9 protein-coding genes are annotated in these 13572 nt (G+C 60.0%); 6 read left to right on the top strand and 3 right to left on the bottom strand.

The genetic code is table 11. The annotated features are described in order from the left end of the window. Window positions 1-13: 13 nt before the first annotated feature. From G6Q29_RS02070 to G6Q29_RS02060, 3 genes are all read right to left on the bottom strand, one after another. On the bottom strand, window positions 14-253 hold the full coding sequence (locus G6Q29_RS02070) for a hypothetical protein (RefSeq protein ID WP_165464341.1): 240 nt from the start codon (window positions 251-253) through the stop codon (window positions 14-16). Between the two features lie 194 nt (window positions 254-447). Further along, window positions 448-2232, bottom strand: coding sequence for a methyl-accepting chemotaxis protein (locus G6Q29_RS02065; protein WP_165464340.1), 1785 nt, complete (start codon window positions 2230-2232; stop codon window positions 448-450). A gap of 106 nt (window positions 2233-2338) precedes the next feature. Further along, window positions 2339-2692, bottom strand: coding sequence for a DsrE/DsrF/TusD sulfur relay family protein (locus G6Q29_RS02060; protein ID WP_165464339.1), 354 nt, complete (start codon window positions 2690-2692; stop codon window positions 2339-2341). A 73-nt stretch (window positions 2693-2765) separates the two neighbouring features. Between G6Q29_RS02060 and nasR the strand changes: the two genes are divergently transcribed. From nasR to G6Q29_RS02030, 6 genes are all read left to right on the top strand, one after another. Further along, on the top strand, window positions 2766-3938 hold the full coding sequence (gene nasR / locus G6Q29_RS02055) for a nitrate regulatory protein NasR (protein ID WP_165464338.1): 1173 nt from the start codon (window positions 2766-2768) through the stop codon (window positions 3936-3938). A gap of 228 nt (window positions 3939-4166) precedes the next feature. Further along, the gene (locus G6Q29_RS02050; RefSeq protein ID WP_165464337.1) at window positions 4167-5414 is read left to right on the top strand and encodes a CmpA/NrtA family ABC transporter substrate-binding protein; all 1248 of its coding nucleotides are present in this window, start codon (window positions 4167-4169) and stop codon (window positions 5412-5414) included. Between the two features lie 2 nt (window positions 5415-5416). Next, complete coding sequence (ntrB, locus tag G6Q29_RS02045; protein ID WP_165464336.1) at window positions 5417-6295, top strand: nitrate ABC transporter permease; 879 nt, start codon at window positions 5417-5419, stop codon at window positions 6293-6295. Between the two features lie 9 nt (window positions 6296-6304). After that, a complete protein-coding gene (locus G6Q29_RS02040) occupies window positions 6305-7093 on the top strand; it encodes an ABC transporter ATP-binding protein (protein WP_165464335.1) in 789 nt (262 codons plus the stop codon). Between the two features lie 12 nt (window positions 7094-7105). Continuing rightward, window positions 7106-11092, top strand: coding sequence for a nitrite reductase large subunit NirB (gene nirB / locus G6Q29_RS02035; RefSeq protein ID WP_165464334.1), 3987 nt, complete (start codon window positions 7106-7108; stop codon window positions 11090-11092). Continuing rightward, entirely contained in the window at window positions 11089-13566 is a 2478-nt protein-coding gene (locus G6Q29_RS02030; RefSeq protein ID WP_165464333.1) for a nitrate reductase, read from the top strand. The genes nirB and G6Q29_RS02030 overlap by 4 nt, the downstream gene beginning before the upstream one ends. The last annotated feature ends 6 nt before the right edge of the window (window positions 13567-13572 follow it).

Genomic DNA, 13572 nt, shown 5'->3' with positions numbered 1-13572 from the left:
CGGGCGTTTACTGTTATGCCGCCACGTAACTTACAGAATGTTCGAGCGACTGGCTGTGGCTGTCGATCAGCACATCCCAGGTGCCGGTGTAAGGCACCGTCAGCCAGGCCTTATCATCCTGGACGGTAAGGATATCTGCCTGCGATGGCTTCTGTCCTTTCGTACTCACCAGGTGGATGCGGCAACGCTCTGAGCAACGTACCACTACCGTATCCCCGCCAAACAGTTTCAGACTCGTTTTAACTCGTGCCATTTTATACCCCGTCGTTTTTGCCCATCCCGAGCGTGATGTTGTTCACAATTCACTCATTGCATAACACCAAAGGGGCAGGGGTGGGATGCTGATTTCGATCAAAAAATGGCGCAACGATTAAACAAAAATGACAAAACACCTGAAACCTTTCAGCGGACGCGCGTTTTCCCTGCTTAACGCGCGTCCGGGAAAAATTATATGCGGAAATGGCCAGCTGTCTCAGCAAGGTCGCCCGCCTGACTTTGCAGCGCGCTGGCCGCCGCAGCAGATTGTACAACAAGCTCGGCGTTCTGCTGCACCATGCGATCCAGGTGAGTCACCGCGTGGTTAATCTCATGGATCCCTTTCATCTGCTCGCGGGTGGCAATGGATATTTCACGCATAATGCCAGACACGCTCCCGACGCTGGCGCGGATCTCATCCATGCTGTCGCCCGCAAGGTGCACAAACCGGGAGCCGGTTGCAACGCTTTGGGTGGTGGAGTCAATAAGGGATTTGATCTCTTTCGCCGCCTGAGCGCTGCGGCTGGCCAGATTACGTACTTCTCCCGCAACGACCGCGAAACCTCGGCCTTGTTCCCCGGCTCGCGCCGCTTCCACCGAGGCGTTAAGCGCCAGAATGTTGGTCTGGAAGGCGATGCCGTCAATGACGCTGGTGATGTCACCAATCTTAGCGGACGCCACTTCGATAGACTGCATGGTGCTGATGGCCTGCGAGACCACTTCACCGCCGCGCGCCGCGGCTGCGGAAGCCTTGCTCGCCTGTTCATTCGCATCTGCTGCCGACTCGTTTGACTGCGTTACGGAGGCGGTGATCTCTTCCACGGCGCTGGCGGTTTCGCGAAGGCTTGATGCCGCCTGCTCGGTACGCCCGGAGAGATCCTGATTACCCGCCGCTATCTCATGTGCGGCGTTTTTTACTGAGGCGCTGGCGTCTCGAAGCTGAACCATGACCACAGAAAGCTTATCGCTGAAGGCGTTAAACGCCTGTGCGATTTGCGCCACTTCATCGCCCCCCTTATCCGGCAGGCGCTGGGACAGATCGTTAGTACCGTTGGCAATGTTGTTCATCGCGTCACGGATACCGGACAGCCTTTTAAGCAGGCGGGCGATCAGAATGTGCATAAGGGCACCGCTCAGCAGAACCAGGATCGCCAGCGACAGTGCAGATGCTTTAAGCAATGACCGCATCCCGGCGGTGGCATCGCCGTTATCAAGCGCCACAACCAGCAGCCAGTGCGTCCCCGGTACGGCGGTGGCCATGAACGTTTTTTCACGTCCGTTATACCTTCCGTCAGCCAGGTTGCCGCTTTTCAGGGCGGCAAAATCGATACCCTCGATCGTCTCCGTAAAAGGCTTAAGCGTCAGCGCCGGATCGCTGCCGGCAATAACGGTGCCGTTGCTGTCCAGAAGCAGTCCGCTGCTGGCCGGCGTCGGGTGAATACCGCGCACGTTCGCCACCACGCTGTCTATTGCCACATCGCCCGCCACCACCGCTTTCAGCACGCCTTGCTCTTTAACCGGTACCGCGAAAGTCACCACCAGTTTCCCGGTGCCCGCGTCCACATAAGGTGCAGTCACTACCGGGCCATCAGCGCTGACGACCTGCTGATACCACGGGCGAAGGGTGGGATCGTAATCAGCGGGTACCCCGGTTGGGTCAGAAAATTTAGCCGTTTTGCTGGCATAACCCACGTAGACGTTGGTAAATCCACCCGCCAGCGCAAGCTGTTTGAACACCGGAACCGGATCGTCGCTGAGCGCGACCGGCTGCGCCGAGGTGATGACGGTCATTTTGCTGTTCACCCAGTCGGCAATCGCCATGCTGTGGCTGGCGCTGGTGCTGGTCAGAATATCGCGCTGCGACTGCTGGTTATCCTGGCGCGTGACCTGAAAGTTAATAATGGTATTAAGAAGAAGGGCGACGACCAGGCAGCCTGTCGTCGCGGCAATGATGCGGGCGCGAATGGATCTGAACATAAGTGTAATACCTGCTGTGTTGTTTCCATGCCTATCGGCAACGGTGCAGGTAAACTTGATGCTGAAACCGCGTCCATAAGAAAAAACTATTTTTAGCGGGTTATTATTAAAAAGTTAATATTTTATCGGCGGAAAGCGTCCATTCAGCCAGCTCGACCAGGGTACCAATTTCCACGCCATCAATCAGCGGTAGCCCGGTAATGCCGCGCCCGTCGGTACAGGTTTTGCAGAGTTTGACCGGAACATTTTGCGCGGTCAGGATCTCCAGCATTTGTTGAATGTTATAGCCCTCTGCGGGTTTCTGCCCCTTCAGCCCGGCCGTGACGGCATCGGACATCAAAAAGAGACGTAGCTCCAGTTCACGCTCTTTTTCGCACAGCGCTATTGCCAGGCGCAGACTGTTAAAAAGGGATTCACTGCCGTAGGCCGCACCGTTGGCGACGATCACAATCTTCTGCATGTTGACTCCTGTTCTTTGAAAAGGCACGAATATTGCTTCTCGTACCGAAGAATACGTATCGGGGAGAGAAACGATGACGATAGTGGCTGGCAGTTCCCCTGGCGCAACCGAATGGTTCCAGCGTGCGAGAATGCTGCGTGAAGAACAGCTCGGCAGATTGGCGCAACTGGGCGCACTGGTGAACGGCATCAGTCGACTGGTGCATATGCTACAGTGCGAGCGCGGTGCGTCAAATATATGGCTCTGCTCGCAGGGCAAATTATACGCCCCTGAATGCAGGGCCAGCAGGGCCCTGGTGGATGAAAACCTTACGGCATTATACCTTCTCTTTAACGAACCGCTGCCGGGCAGCGCCCTCTGCGAACGTATTGCCAGCGCGCTGCACTGTCTTGAGACGCTCACGGCGCTGCGGGATGGTGTTACAGGTCAACGCGTCACCGCGCCGCAGGCGATGGAACACTACAGCCGCGTACTGCGTCATCTGCTTAGTATCGTACCTCAGCTCAGCGACAGCATTGACGATCCGCACATCGCAGGCCGATTTGTGGCGCTTTACAGCCTGATGCAGGGCAAAGAACTTGTAGGACAAGAGCGGGCGCTAGGCGCTATTGGTTTCACCCAGGGATTCTTTGACGACGAAACTCGCCAGCGGCTGGTGGATCGCATCGATGGCCAGCAGGCCTGTTTTGAGGTTTTTATCTCCCATTGCGCTGTAGACGTGCAGGAAACGTTTACCCTTAACTGCCAGCCGGATCTGGAGACGGAAAAGCTCAGGCGTGAGGCGTGCACCCGCCAGCCCCCGCCAGATAACGGCGATACCGCCCTCAAATGGTTTGCCCTGCAAACCGCGCGCCTTGAGCACCTGCGCACGCTGGAGGAGGTGGCAATTGCCGATCTGATGACGGCAGTTGAGGAGCGTCGCTGTAGCGAAAACCGGCATATAGACGATGGGCACGACGATATCCTGGCGCGATTTCCGGATAAACCGCTGTTGCCGCTGGTGCGCCAGCAGGCGCGTGAAATTGAGCAACTCTCCCGTCAGCTTGCTTCCCTGCGCGACACGCTGGAGGAGCGTAAGACCATCGACAAAGCCAAAAGCGTGCTGATGACGCACCAGAACATGAGCGAAGAGCGAGCGTGGACTGCCCTGCGCAAAATGGCGATGGATAAAAACCAACGCATGGTGGATATCGCCCGCGCGCTACTTACGGTAAAAAATTTGTGGGACATACCCCCTGGGGAGTAGTTGCACGGTCAGTGGGCATTTTATGCCTGATTGAGGTGCGTCAGACGGCGCTCTCCTTGCGAAAACCCCGTTACGCGAGGGATTAAAAGCTGGCATTACCTTTGCATTAAAACATTAACCAGTTTTGACGATGCGCCAACGGCGGGGCATGCGTCTTCAGGATAAAGGCGTCCAGCGGTGCTTCAGCACCGTCGGGCGTTTTTTTTTGCCTTTTTATCAGGAGCGATTATGGCGGATTTGTCGAGACGGCGGTTATTGCAGGCCAGCATGCTGGCGAGTGGTGCGATGCTGTTGCCGGGTGTCATGCATGCTGCATGGGCGGCGGGGTCAGATAAGCCTGAGCAGGATACCGTGCGTGTCGGGTTTATACCCCTGACCGATTGCGCGCCAGTGGTTATCGCGGCCCTGAAAGGGTTCGATAAAAAACACGGCATTACCATTGTACCTACCAAAGAAGCGAGCTGGGCGGCGGTGCGCGACAAGCTGGTGGCGGGGGAGCTGGACGCTGCACACATTCTTTACGGCCTGCTGTACGGCCTCGAACTCGGGATCGCGGGTAAGCCGCAGCCGATGGCGAATCTGATGACGCTCAACCAGAACGGTCAGGCCATTACGCTCTCCAGCGATCTGGCGGAGAAGGGCGTTCGTGACCTCGACGGGCTGAAAAAGCTGATTGCGCAGCAGGCGCCGGGAACCTGGACCTTCGCGCATACCTTCCCGACGGGGACGCACGCCATGTGGCTCTACTACTGGCTGGCCAGCGCGGGGATTAACCCGTTTGACGACGTGCGCACCGTGGTGGTGCCGCCGCCGCAGATGGTGATGAACATGCGCATTGGCAACATGGTCGGGTTTTGCGTCGGCGAGCCGTGGAACGCGCGGGCGATTAACGATCGCATCGGGTTTACCGCCGCCACGTCGCAGTCCATCTGGGCCGATCACCCGGAAAAAATCCTCGGCACCCGACGCGAATGGGTGGCGAAAAATCCGCACACCGCACGGGCGCTGGTGAGCGCGGTGCTGGAAGCCGCGCGCTGGATCGACGCATCACCGGAAAACAAACGCGAAACCGCGCAGATCCTTTCGCGCCGCGCCTGGCTGAACTGCAAGGAACAGTATCTCACCGGACGCATGCTCGGTGAGTACGACAACGGAGTCGGTCAACGCTGGCAGGATGCGCACCCGATTCGTTTCTTCGATGAGGGGGCCGTGAGCTACCCGTATCTCTCCGACGGTATGTGGTTCTTAACCCAGTTCCGCCGCTGGGGGTTGCTTAAAGCCGCGCCGGATTATGCCGGGATCGCGCAGCGCATTAACCAGACCGCCGTCTGGCAGGATGCCGCGACCGCCGTAGGCGGCATGTCCACACCGTCATCACCGTATCGCAGCAGCACCCTGATGGACGGTACCGTCTGGAACGGCACCGATCCGGAAGGGTACGCCAACCGTTTCGCTATTCACCGTAAAGGGGCCTGAGTATGCAGCATCTGCAAAATACGAAACCACAAGAGACGTCAGAGAGCGGGGAAGTAATTGTCCTGCCTCCGTTACAGGTTCGCCGTCGCGCGCCAGCGTTTACGCGTCGGATGAATGCATTTTTACAGCGCGTTATCCCGGCGCTGCTCGGTCTCGGCCTGCTGGTGCTGCTCTGGCAGCTGGCAGCGATAAACAGTAAAGGCTTTCCGACGCCGCTCAGCACGCTCGATTCGGCCATGACCCTGTTTGCCGATCCGTTTTATCGCGACGGGCCAAACGATATGGGCATTGGCTGGAACGTGCTGGCGTCGTTGCAGCGCGTCGCCATCGGCTTTGGCCTCGCGGCGCTGGCGGGCATTCCGCTGGGCTTTTTGATTGGCCGCTTCACCTTCTTTTCACGCATGTTTAACCCGCTGATCGCGCTCCTGCGTCCGGTCAGCCCGCTGGCCTGGCTGCCTATCGGACTGTTGCTGTTCCAGAAAGCGGAGCCCGCGTCGAGCTGGACCATTTTTATCTGCTCCATCTGGCCGATGGTCATTAACACCGCTGAAGGGGTGCGCCGTATTCCACAGGACTACCTTAACGTGGCCCGCGTACTGCAACTCTCAGAGTGGACCGTCATGCGCCGCATTCTTTTTCCCGCCGTGCTGCCCGCGGTGCTGACCGGGGTACGCCTCTCCATTGGTATTGCCTGGCTGGTGATAGTCGCCGCCGAGATGCTCACCGGAGGTTTAGGCATTGGCTTCTGGATCTGGAACGAGTGGAACAACCTCAACGTCGAAAACATCCTCATCGCCATCGTCATCATTGGCGTGGTCGGGTTGCTGCTGGAGCAGGGGCTGATGCTGATCGCCCGTCGCTTTAGCTGGCAGGAAAAATAAGGAGTGAACATGAAACCGTTAATCCAGGTCCAGGCCGTGAGCCAGCGTTTTTCCACCGCCAGCGGCGAGTTTCTGGCGCTGCAAAATGTCTCTTTTGATATCCACGAGGGCGAAACCGTCAGTCTGATTGGTCACTCCGGCTGCGGCAAATCGACGCTGCTGAACCTTATCGCCGGGATCACGCTGCCGACGGAAGGCGGGCTGATCTGCGACAACCGCGAAATCGCCGGGCCGGGGCCAGAGCGCGCGGTGGTGTTTCAGAACCATTCGCTGCTGCCGTGGCTGACCTGCTTCGATAATGTGGCGCTGGCCGTGGATCAGGTCTTCCGTCACGCCATGAGCAAGGCCGAGCGCAAAGCGTGGATTGAGCACAACCTCGACCGCGTGCAGATGGGCCATGCGCTGCATAAGCGCCCCGGGGAGATCTCCGGCGGCATGAAGCAGCGCGTCGGGATCGCCCGGGCGCTGGCGATGAAGCCGAAAGTGCTGCTGATGGATGAGCCGTTTGGCGCGCTCGATGCGCTGACGCGCGCCCATCTTCAGGATTCGGTGATGCAAATCCAGCAGGCGTTGAACACCACCATCGTGCTTATCACCCACGATGTGGATGAGGCGGTACTGCTTTCTGACCGCGTGCTGATGATGACCAACGGTCCGGCGGCCACCGTGGGTGAAATCCTGCGCGTCGATCTGCCGCGCCCGCGTAACCGGGTGCAGCTGGCGGACGATAGCCGCTATCACAATATGCGTCAGCAGATCCTCCATTTCCTCTATGAAAAACAGCCGAAAGCGGCGTAACGAGGGGGCACGATGCGATTGGTCATTATCGGTAATGGAATGGCGGCAACCCGGCTGATTGCGTCGCTCACCGGGCGGGCTTCCGGCCGTTTCGCTATCACCGTCATCGGTGACGAGCCGGAGCATGCGTACAACCGCATCCAGCTTTCTCCTGTACTGGGTGGCGAAAAGCAGGCGGAGCACATTTATCTGCATGATGAAGGCTGGTACACGTCACGGGGCGTGACGGTACTACGGGGCGAAAAAGCGATTGCCGTTAACGTGAACGCGCGGGAAGTGCGTACTTCTGCTCGCACGATGAGCTGGGATGCGCTGGTGTTTGCCACCGGTTCGACGCCCTTTGTACCGCCAATTCCCGGCGGTGATGCACCGCATGTCTTCACCTTTCGCACTCTGGCGGAGACTCGCGCTATTCAGAACATCTCCGGTCCGTCGGTAGTACTGGGCGGCGGCGTACTGGGCGTGGAGACTGCGGCAGCGCTGGCGCGCAAGGGTGACAACGTCACGCTCTTGCATCGTGGCCCCTGGCTGATGGAACAGCAGCTGGATCGGCAGGCGGGACTGCTGCTTGACGAGGCGCTGGCGGCGCGGGGCGTGCGCTGTGAGCTTGCTTCCGGCATCACGGCCATCGCTGACGATGCCGTGACGTTGCTCGACGGACGCCGCATCGCCGCCACGCGCGTGGTGCTGGCCACGGGCGTGCAGCCCAACGTTGCGCTGGCGCAGGCCAGCGGCATTCGCTGCGCGCGCGGCATCGTGGTGGATCAGCAAATGCAAACCTCTGTGCCGAACATCTACGCCATCGGCGAGTGCTGCGAAATTGACGGCCAGACGTTTGGTCTGGTCGCCCCCTGTCTGGCGCAGGCGGATATTCTTGCCGCGCGACTGGCCGGGGAGGACACCGCGCCGTTTGCGCTTGTCGATAGCGGCGTGCGCCTTAAGGTGACCGGCGTGGAGCTGTTTAGCCTGGGGCGCGCGACGGCGCAGGCGGACGATGTGGTCTGGAGCTCCTGGGATCCGCTGACCCGTCACTATCGTCGTTTACTGATCCATCAGGGGGCGCTGGCTGGCGTGCTGCTGCTGGGGGACTGCCGCAGCGCGGCAACCTTTACCGATTTACTGGAAACGGCTGCGCCCGCCCACGCGGACTGGCTGTTCGATCGTTTCACAACGCAACCGCAGGTTGCAGGACAGAACGCTATGACAAAACCTACTCTGGTGGTGGTTGGGCACGGTATGGTCGGCCATCATTTCCTCGAAGACTGCGTTAACCGCAATTTGCATCAGAAATATCAGATTATTGTTTTTGGCGAAGAGCGCTATGCGGCCTATGACCGCGTGCATCTGTCGGAATATTTTGGCGGACGCAGCGCGGACTCGCTCTCGCTGGTGGCGGGGGAGTTCTTTGCCGATAACGGCATTGAGCTGCGCCTCTCGCAGCAGATCGTCGCTATTGACCGCGATGCGCGCGTGGTGCGCACCGCCAGCGGGCATGAGACACACTGGGACAAGCTGGTGCTGGCGACCGGCTCGTACCCGTTCGTACCGCCCGTTCCGGGCAACGATCTGCCGGGCTGCTTTGTTTATCGCACCCTTGACGATTTGGACAGCATTGCCGCCCATGCGGCCGGCTCTCGCCGCGGCGTGGTGATTGGCGGCGGCCTGCTGGGGCTGGAGGCGGCAAATGCCCTGAAACAGCTCGGACTGGAAACCCACGTGGTGGAGTTTGCGCCGAATCTAATGGCGGTGCAGCTCGACAATGACGGCGCGGCAATGCTGCGTAAGAAAATTGAGGCGCTGGGCGTAGGTGTTCACACCAGTAAATCGACGACGGAGATTGCCACCGCAGACGACGGGCTGGTGCTGGGTTTTGCCGATGGTGAACAGCTGGAAACGGACATGGTGGTCTTCTCTGCCGGTATTCGTCCGCAGGACGCGCTGGCGCGCAGCAGCGGGCTGGCTATCGGCGAGCGCGGCGGGATCTGTATTGACGAGAACTGCCAGACCTCCGATCCGGACGTGCTTGCCATTGGCGAATGCGCGCTGTGGGAGGGGAAAATCTTTGGTCTGGTGGCTCCGGGCTATCAGATGGCGCGCGTGGCCGCCGCCGTGCTGGCGGGTGAGGAGAAGCGCTTCACCGGTGCGGATATGAGCACCAAACTCAAGCTGCTGGGCGTGGATGTGGCGTCGTTTGGCGATGCCCACGGGCGCACGCCGGGCGCGCTGAGCTACCAGTGGACGCACGGGCCGCAGCAAATCTACAAAAAAATCGTGGTCAGCCACGACAGCAAAACCCTGCTGGGTGGCGTGCTGGTGGGCGATGCCAGCGAATATGCCACGCTGGTGCAGATGATGCTTAACGGCATCAACCTGCCAAAAGAGCCGGAAACGCTGATATTACCCGCGTCGTCAGGGGGCGCGCCAAAAGCGCTGGGCGTGGCGGCGCTGCCGGAAAGCGCGCAGATCTGTTCGTGTCATAACGTCAGCAAAGGGGATATCTGCCAGGCGGTAAGCGCGGGCGCAACGGATATCGGCGCCATTAAGCAGTGCACGAAAGCGGCGACCGGCTGCGGAGGCTGTAGCGCGCTGGTGAAGCAGGTAATGGAGTTCCAGCTTGCGGAGCAGGGCGTGGAGGTGAAAAAGGATATCTGTGAACACTTTCCGTACTCGCGTCAGGAAATTTACCACCTGGTGCGCGTCAACCATATCCGCACCTTCGACCAGCTTATCAGCCGATACGGTGACGGGCACGGGTGCGAGATCTGTAAGCCGCTGGTGGGATCCGTGCTGGCTTCCTGCTGGAATGAGTATCTGCTGAAACCGACGCACCTGCCGTTGCAGGATACCAACGATCGTTATTTCGCCAATATTCAGAAGGATGGAACCTACTCCATCGTCCCGCGGATGCCTGCGGGTGAAGTGACCGCCGACGGGCTAATCGCCATCGGCCAGATTGCGAAACGCTATAGCCTTTACAGCAAAATTACCGGCGGGCAGCGTATTGACCTGTTTGGCGCCACGCTCGAACAGTTGCCGGAAATCTGGCAGGCGCTGGTGGAGGCCGGGTTTGAGACCGGACACGCTTACGGGAAATCCCTGCGCACGGTGAAATCCTGCGTCGGGTCGACCTGGTGCCGCTACGGCGTGCAGGATTCCACCGGCCTCGCGGTCAGGCTGGAGCACCGCTACAAGGGGCTGCGCGCGCCGCACAAAATTAAAATGGCGGTCTCCGGCTGTACCCGTGAGTGCGCAGAGGCGCAGAGCAAAGACGTGGGGGTGATTGCCACGGACAAAGGCTGGAACCTCTATCTGTGCGGCAACGGCGGGATGAAACCGCGCCATGCCGATCTCTTCGCCAGCGATCTGGACGACGAAACGCTGATCCGCACCGTCGACCGTTTCCTGATGTTCTACATTCGCACGGCAGATCGCCTGCAACGCACCAGTACCTGGATGGATAACCTGGAAGGCGGCCTCGACTATCTGCGCGAGGTGATCCTTAACGACAGCCTCGGCATCGCTCACGAGCTGGAACAGGAGATGGCGCGGGTGGTAGAGACGTACCAGTGCGAGTGGCAAACCACCCTTAACGATCCCGATCGCCTGGCGCTATTCCGCACCGCGGTGAACGCGCCTGACGGGGTGGAGAACAAGCGTTGGCAGGAAATTTGCGGTATCGACGAGATCCCGGAGCAGGCGGGCATCGGCGCGCATCTTGGGCACAAGCCGATTGCGCTGTTCCGCTTTGGTAAAACCGTTTATGCCCTCGACGATCTGGAGCCGGGCAGCCGCGCGAACGTGCTTTCGCGCGGTATTCTCGGCGATGCGGCGGGAGAACCGGTGGTGATCTCGCCGCTCTACAAGCAACGTATTCGTCTGCGCGACGGGTGTCAGGCCGAGAGCGGAGCGCCTGCGGTGCGTGCCTGGCCGGTAAAAATTGAAAACGGCAAGGTGTGGGTAGGACATGAAGAGCTGGTGATGCGTGCGGAGGCCTCATGACGGAAACCCGGACAACATGCCCTTACTGCGGTGTGGGCTGCGGCGTGGTCGCCAGCACAGACGGTGAAAAGATCAGTATTCGGGGAGATAAAACCCATCCTGCGAATTTTGGTCGCCTGTGCGTAAAAGGAACTGCCCTTGGGGAAACCACGGGGTTGCAGGGAAGGCTGCTGCGTCCTGTTGTCGATGGCCTGGAGGTGGAGTGGCCCCAGGCGCTGGGCGAAGCGGGTGAGCGGCTGCGAAACATCATTCACGAATGGGGGCCTCAGGCGGTGGCGTTTTATGCCTCAGGCCAGCTGTTGACCGAGGATTACTATGCCGCCAACAAGCTGATGAAAGGCTTTATCGGGGCGGCGAACATTGATACCAACTCGCGGCTGTGCATGTCATCGGCAGTGGTAGGTTATAAGCGCGCCTTCGGTGAAGACGTGGTGCCGTGCAGCTACGAGGACGTGGAAAACAGCGATCTGGTGGTACTCGTTGGCTCGAACGCGGCCTGGACGCATCCGGTGCTGTATCAGCGGCTGGCGCAGGCAAAACAGAACAATCCACAGATGAAAGTAGTCGCGATCGATCCGCGTAAAACCGCTACTTGCGATATCGCTGACCTGCATCTGGCACTTAAGCCCGGTAGTGACGCCGGGCTGTTTGTGGGATTACTCAATCTGATTCAGGGGAGAGGCGAGTGGCCGATCTCTCGCGTGGCGGCGTTTTGCGATCTGCCTTCAGACGAGATTGGCACCTTCTACGACTGGTTTGTCACCGCGCCACGCGCGATCACGCTCTATACCATGGGGATCAACCAGTCCTCCAGCGGCAGCGACAAGTGTAACGCCATCATTAACGTGCACCTTGCCAGCGGGAAGTTCAACCGTCCTGGCTGCGGCCCGTTTTCGCTGACCGGACAGCCAAACGCCATGGGCGGGCGGGAAGTGGGCGGGCTGGCGAATCAGCTGGCGGCGCACATGAGCTTTGAGCCGGACGATCTTGCGCGGGTGGCGCGTTTCTGGGGAACGGAACGGCTGGCGCAGACCCCGGGTCTGATGGCAGTGGAGCTGTTTGACGCCATTGCCCGCGGCGAGGTGAAGGCGGTGTGGATCATGGGCACTAACCCTGCCGTGTCACTTCCTGACAGCCACGCGGTCTGCCAGGCCCTGGCGGCCTGCCCGCTGGTTATAGTATCTGAGGTTGTGCAGAAGACCGACACCAGCCGGTTTGCCCATATCCGTTTTCCTGCCCTGGGCTGGGGCGAGAAAAACGGCACGGTAACCAATTCTGAACGCCGGATCTCCCGCCAGCGCGCCTTTCTGCCTGCGCCGGGCGAGGCCAGACCGGACTGGTGGATCATCGCCCGGATCGCAGAGCAGCTCGGCTATGGCGATGCCTTTGCCTGGGAACATCCTCAGGAGATATTTTGCGAACATGCGGCGCTGACGGCGTTTGAAAATAACGGCGAACGGGCGCTAAACCTGCGTGAACTGGCGTCGCTGACGCGAGAGGCGTGGGACGAGATGGCACCGTATCAGTGGCATGCCGGTGATTTCCCGCAAAGAACGCTTGTTCCGGTTGACCCCTCCCCGCACGGGGCAGGCGTTGACGGATTGTACCCCTTGATACTGAATACCGGGCGGATCCGCGATCAGTGGCACACCATGACGCGCACGGGGTCTGTTGCGCGTCTGATGCAGCATATCGACGAGCCGGTGGTTGAGACGAGCGCAACCGATGCGGCGCGGGCTGGGCTGACGGACGGCCAGCTGGCGCGGATAAGCTCCCCGCGGGGAGTGATGGTTGCCAGAGTCCGTATTTCACCCGGGCAGCGTGAGGGCGAGCTGTTTGCGCCGATGCACTGGAACGCGCAGTTCGCCCGGCAGGGAAAGATCAATGCGCTGGTGGAAGGACGGGTGGACGCCTGGTCCGGCCAGCCTGAGAGTAAACAAACCGCGGTGAGGATCATGCCCTGGCTACCCGCCTGGCAGGGTGAACTGTATGCCCGCGAGCTGCCAGCGCTGCCGCCGTCGGTCTGCTGGTGGCGTAAAGCCTCACGACTGACGGTGGCGGGGGAGCAGCCGTTGCTGTCGTGGGTCATGGCGTACGCCAGCGGTCGGGGCTGGCAGCTACAGGTGGCGCAGACGGGAGAACGCAGCAGCGTGCTCGCCTGGCATCACGGTGAGCTGATGCTGGGCTACTGGGAGGGCCATACGCTGCCAGCGCTGGCGCATGCGTTTATTGAAGAAGCCTTCGCTGCTGCGCCCGTACAGCTCGCTGAACGTCATGCGCTGCTGCATGGACAACGGCCGGGCGAAAGTGCCGATCCCGGGCGCCTTATCTGTAGCTGCTTTAACGTCGGTGAAAATACGATACGTAAGGCGATAGCCGAAGGCTGCGATTCTGCCGCAGCCCTGGGCGTGAAGCTGCGCTGCGGCACGAACTGTGGCTCCTGCGTGCCGGAGCTGAAAGGGCTGTTGGGATAATAGTGT

The sequence above is a fragment of the Enterobacter cloacae genome, assembly GCF_011078175.1.
In the GTDB taxonomy this organism is placed as follows: domain Bacteria; phylum Pseudomonadota; class Gammaproteobacteria; order Enterobacterales; family Enterobacteriaceae; genus Enterobacter; species Enterobacter cloacae_Q.
Note: the sequence above shows the minus strand (reverse complement) of the source record. Positions and strands in the feature narration are given on the sequence as shown.

What these genes read in the sequence shown, in the direction of transcription:
- G6Q29_RS02070 (WP_165464341.1), bottom strand. Translation starts at nt 253, where the DNA reads ATGGCACGAGTTAAAACGAGTCTGAAACTGTTTGGCGGGGATACGGTA.
- G6Q29_RS02065 (WP_165464340.1), bottom strand. Translation starts at nt 2,232, where the DNA reads ATGTTCAGATCCATTCGCGCCCGCATCATTGCCGCGACGACAGGCTGC.
- G6Q29_RS02060 (WP_165464339.1), bottom strand. Translation starts at nt 2,692, where the DNA reads ATGCAGAAGATTGTGATCGTCGCCAACGGTGCGGCCTACGGCAGTGAA.
- nasR (WP_165464338.1), top strand. Translation starts at nt 2,766, where the DNA reads ATGACGATAGTGGCTGGCAGTTCCCCTGGCGCAACCGAATGGTTCCAG.
- G6Q29_RS02050 (WP_165464337.1), top strand. Translation starts at nt 4,167, where the DNA reads ATGGCGGATTTGTCGAGACGGCGGTTATTGCAGGCCAGCATGCTGGCG.
- ntrB (WP_165464336.1), top strand. Translation starts at nt 5,417, where the DNA reads ATGCAGCATCTGCAAAATACGAAACCACAAGAGACGTCAGAGAGCGGG.
- G6Q29_RS02040 (WP_165464335.1), top strand. Translation starts at nt 6,305, where the DNA reads ATGAAACCGTTAATCCAGGTCCAGGCCGTGAGCCAGCGTTTTTCCACC.
- nirB (WP_165464334.1), top strand. Translation starts at nt 7,106, where the DNA reads ATGCGATTGGTCATTATCGGTAATGGAATGGCGGCAACCCGGCTGATT.
- G6Q29_RS02030 (WP_165464333.1), top strand. Translation starts at nt 11,089, where the DNA reads ATGACGGAAACCCGGACAACATGCCCTTACTGCGGTGTGGGCTGCGGC.